The sequence below is a fragment of the uncultured Caballeronia sp. genome (assembly GCF_964243625.1).
In the GTDB taxonomy this organism is placed as follows: domain Bacteria; phylum Pseudomonadota; class Gammaproteobacteria; order Burkholderiales; family Burkholderiaceae; genus Caballeronia.
In genome coordinates, this window is sequence record NZ_CAXTGZ010000579.1 from 1 (window position 1) to 3,800 (window position 3,800).

Here is a 3,800-nt window from a genome sequence, read left to right on the forward strand (position 1 = left end):
TATTTCACGGGCAATACCACGCGCGATCTGCCCGCCGATGAGCTGCCGTATGCATCGGTTTATTCGGGCCATCAGTTCGGCGTCTGGGCGGGACAGCTCGGTGACGGACGCGCGATGGGCCTTGGCGAGATCGAACATGACGGCAAACGGCTCGAACTGCAGCTCAAGGGCGCGGGACGCACGCCATATTCGCGCATGGGCGACGGCCGCGCGGTCCTGCGTTCATCGATCCGCGAATATCTTTGCTCGGAAGCCATGCACCATCTTGGCATTCCGACCACACGCGCCTTGTGTGTCACGGGATCGGACCAGCCGATACGCCGCGAGACCATGGAGACGGCGGCCGTCGTGACGCGTGTCGCGCCGAGTTTCGTGCGCTTCGGGCACTTCGAGCACTTCTACACGAACGATCGGCTGGACGAATTGCGCAGGCTCGCGGATCACGTCATCGACCGGTTTTATCCGCAATGCCGCGAAGCCGATGACCCGTACCTCGCGCTCCTCGGCGAAGTCACGTTGCGCACCGCCGACCTGATGGCGGACTGGCAAGCCGTCGGTTTCTGCCACGGCGTGATGAACACGGACAACATGTCGATCCTCGGGCTGACGATCGACTACGGGCCGTTTGGGTTTATCGATGGCTTCAACGCCAATCACATCTGCAATCACTCGGATTCGCAGGGCCGGTACGCGTACAAGATGCAGCCGCAGATTGGCTACTGGAACCTCTTCTGTCTTGCGCAGGCGCTGGTGCCGCTGTTCGGCCCGCAATATGGCGAGGACGTGCGCAACGAAAAAATCATCGAGGATGCGCAGCGTGTCCTGGAAGGCTTCAGGGACCGGTTTGCACCGGCGCTCGAACAGCGTATGCGCGCGAAACTCGGCCTGGCCGAAATCCGGGACGGCGATGACAAACTGGCCAATCGCCTCTTCGAAGTCATGAACGCGAATCGCGCTGATTTCACACTGACGTTCCGCAACCTTGCGAAACTGCGCAAGGCAGACGCTTCCGGCGATGCACCCGTGCGCGATCTGTTCCTCGATCGCGACGCATTCGATGTCTGGGCGAACGAGTACCGGCAACGTTTGTCGGAGGAAACACGCGGCGACGAAGAACGTGCCGCGGCCATGAACGCCGTGAATCCGAAATTCATCCTGCGCAATCATCTGGCCGAAAATGCCATTCGCCTTGCGAAGGAAAAGGATTTTTCGGAAGTCGAGCGGCTGGCACAGGTGCTGCGCCATCCTTTTGATGAACAACCCGAGTTCGAAGCCTACGCCGGACTGCCGCCCGACTGGGCAAGCGACCTGGAAGTGAGTTGTTCTTCCTGAAACCGCCCCCAAATATTTGAGCCGGATATCAAAGCCGCTCTACCGCTCTGGAGATAAACGATGAACCGAGACGACCTCACGAAGGAACCCGCTGCACCGCTGCAGAAAGACGACGCCACGTACAAGAAGGAGCTGACCGATATCCAGTACCAGGTCACGCGCCACGCCGCCACCGAGCGGCCGTTCACGGGCGAATACTGGGATCACACGGACCGCGGCATCTACGACTGCGTGTGCTGCGGCACGCCGCTGTTCGAATCGGACACGAAATTCGACGCCGGGTGCGGCTGGCCGAGCTACTTCAAGCCCATCAACGGCGAAGTCATCAAGGAAAAGACGGATCGCGCGCACGGCATGCTGCGCATCGAAGTGCAATGCAATAACTGCGGCGCGCATCTGGGCCACGTTTTCGAAGACGGCCCGGCGCCAACCGGCCTGCGCTACTGCATCAACTCGGCTGCGCTACAATTCGAACCCAAGTAAGTACAAGGGCGGCTTACTCCGGTAAGCCGCCTTTTTTCTGGCCACTGTCAACGCTTTTTCAGTGGCTGCTTACTAACGGTCACCCTAAAAACGCGCGCGTCGTTTCATGCCGGCTCCGAATCCGATTCGATCCCGGGCACGCCCGTCGCACGTGCGCTTCCAATTCGATGCCCCTCCCCGTCCCAACGACATGAAATTTCTGTTCGATCTGTTTCCGATCCTCCTCTTCTTCGTCGCTTTCAAGATCTGGGGCATCTACACCGCCACCGCGGTCGCGATTGTCGCCACGCTGGTGCAGATTGCATGGGTCGCGTTCCGGCATCGCAAGGTCGATCCCATGCTGTGGGTGAGCCTGGGCGTCGTGGTCGTGTTCGGCGGGGCAACGCTCGTGCTGCATAACGATACGTTCATCAAGTGGAAACCCACCGCGCTTTACTGGCTTTTCGCCGGCGCGCTGATCGTGTCACAAGGCATCTTCAACAAGAATCTCATCGAGGCGATGATGGGCAAGCAGATCGTGCTGCCGCATCGCGTGTGGGGCCAGTTGAATCTCGCGTGGGCCGTGTTTTTTGCGATCCTCGGCGTGGTGAACCTGTTCGTGGCCTACAACTACACCACCGACCAATGGGTCAACTTCAAGCTGTTCGGCGCGACCGGGTGCTTGCTCGTTTTTATCGTCGCGCAGAGTTTGTGGCTCGCGAAGTACATGAAAGAGGATGAAGGCAAATGAGCGATCCGACCTCCACAGATGACTTCGTCAACGCGTCCGCCGAAGGCAAGATCGCGCACCTTGAAGCGCGGCTGAGTGCGGCGCTTAGCGCGCAATCCGTTCATATCGATGACGACAGCGCAGCGCATGCCGGGCACGCCGGGGCGTCGGCAGGAAGCCACTATACGGTGACCATCGTGAGCGCCGGATTCGCCGGGAAGCCACGCGTGGCGCGGCACCGGCTAGTGTATGATGCGCTGGCCGACGAGATGCGGCGAGGCATTCACGCCCTTGCCATCAAGGCTTACACGCCTGAAGAATTCGCAGACCAGTTCGAATAGCCCTCGGGGTTGCTACGAACTTCACGTGTTCGAGACACCTTCAATTCATTCAGAATTTCCAGCCCTCGTCCTGATCAGGAACCATCGATGATTCTAAAAAACCCCCGTATTTGGGTATTGCTGGCCGCGTTCGCGGCAGCGCCTGCTTTCGCTCAGAACATTGCCGTGGTCAACGGCACGCCGATTCCCAAATCCCGCGTCGACGCCCTCGTCGCGCAACTGGTCCAGCAAGGCCAGCAGGACACGCCGCAATTGCAGGCGGCTGTGCGCCAGGAACTGGTCAATCGCGAAATCCTGATGCAGGAAGCGGCCCGCCGCGGTATCGCCACCCGTCCCGACGTGAAGGCGCAGATCGCAGTGGCCCAGCAAACGGTGGTTTTGCGTGCGTTGATTGAAGACTATGTGAAGGCCAATGCGCCGACGGATGCCGAGATCAAGGCGCGTTACGACGATATGGTCAAGCAGGCCGGTGGCGGCAAGGAATACCACCTGCATCACATCCTGGTCGATAACGAAGCGCAGGCCAAGGATTTGATCGCAAAGATCAAGGGTGGCGCGAGCTTTGAAGACCTGGCGAAGCAGTTTTCAAAGGATCCGGGATCGGGCAAGAACGGCGGTGACCTGGACTGGTCTAGCCCGCAGGCTTACGTGCCGGAGTTCGGTGCTGCCGCTGAGAAGTTGAAGAAGGGTGAGATGACGGATACGCCGGTGAAGACGCAGTTTGGCTGGCACATCATCCGTCTGGACGACGTGCGCGATGTTGCGCCGCCGCCGCTCGAGCAGGTGAAGGCGCAGATTGCGCAGCAGATCCAGCAGGAGAAGCTGGCTGCGTTCGAAGAGGATTTGCGCAAGAAAGCGGTTATCAAGTAACAACGCTTTAGTGCAGACGTAAAAAAGCCGCTCGATGATTTTCGAGCGGCTTTTTTTTGCTGCGC

General features: G+C 59.5%; 5 protein-coding genes. All 5 read left to right on the plus strand.

Annotation, left to right across the window (positions count from 1 at the left end; all coding sequences use genetic code 11):
* Nucleotides 1–1,332, plus strand: a 1,332-nt coding sequence (locus ACFFAR_RS27400; RefSeq protein ID WP_375508836.1) for a YdiU family protein, incomplete at its 5' end; no start/stop codon positions are given.
* 60 nt (nucleotides 1,333–1,392) lie between these two features.
* The gene (msrB, locus tag ACFFAR_RS27405) at nucleotides 1,393–1,815 is read left to right on the plus strand and encodes a peptide-methionine (R)-S-oxide reductase MsrB (RefSeq protein ID WP_174365365.1); all 423 of its coding nucleotides are present in this window, start codon (nucleotides 1,393–1,395) and stop codon (nucleotides 1,813–1,815) included.
* Between the two features lie 190 nt (nucleotides 1,816–2,005).
* Nucleotides 2,006–2,545, plus strand: a complete 540-nt coding sequence (locus tag ACFFAR_RS27410; protein ID WP_056353215.1) for a septation protein A — start codon at nucleotides 2,006–2,008, stop codon at nucleotides 2,543–2,545.
* Nucleotides 2,542–2,865, plus strand: a complete 324-nt coding sequence (locus tag ACFFAR_RS27415) for a BolA/IbaG family iron-sulfur metabolism protein (protein ID WP_174365366.1) — start codon at nucleotides 2,542–2,544, stop codon at nucleotides 2,863–2,865. The genes ACFFAR_RS27410 and ACFFAR_RS27415 overlap by 4 nt, the downstream gene beginning before the upstream one ends.
* Nucleotides 2,866–2,952: 87 nt before the next feature.
* Complete coding sequence (locus ACFFAR_RS27420) at nucleotides 2,953–3,735, plus strand: peptidylprolyl isomerase (protein ID WP_061999338.1); 783 nt, start codon at nucleotides 2,953–2,955, stop codon at nucleotides 3,733–3,735.
* Nucleotides 3,736–3,800: the final 65 nt, after the last annotated feature.

Bases quoted from the DNA above. Each gene is read 5' to 3' on its own strand.
- msrB (WP_174365365.1), top strand. From the start codon at position 1,393: ATGAACCGAGACGACCTCACGAAGGAACCCGCTGCACCGCTGCAGAAA.
- ACFFAR_RS27420 (WP_061999338.1), top strand. From the start codon at position 2,953: ATGATTCTAAAAAACCCCCGTATTTGGGTATTGCTGGCCGCGTTCGCG.
- ACFFAR_RS27410 (WP_056353215.1), top strand. From the start codon at position 2,006: ATGAAATTTCTGTTCGATCTGTTTCCGATCCTCCTCTTCTTCGTCGCT.
- ACFFAR_RS27415 (WP_174365366.1), top strand. From the start codon at position 2,542: ATGAGCGATCCGACCTCCACAGATGACTTCGTCAACGCGTCCGCCGAA.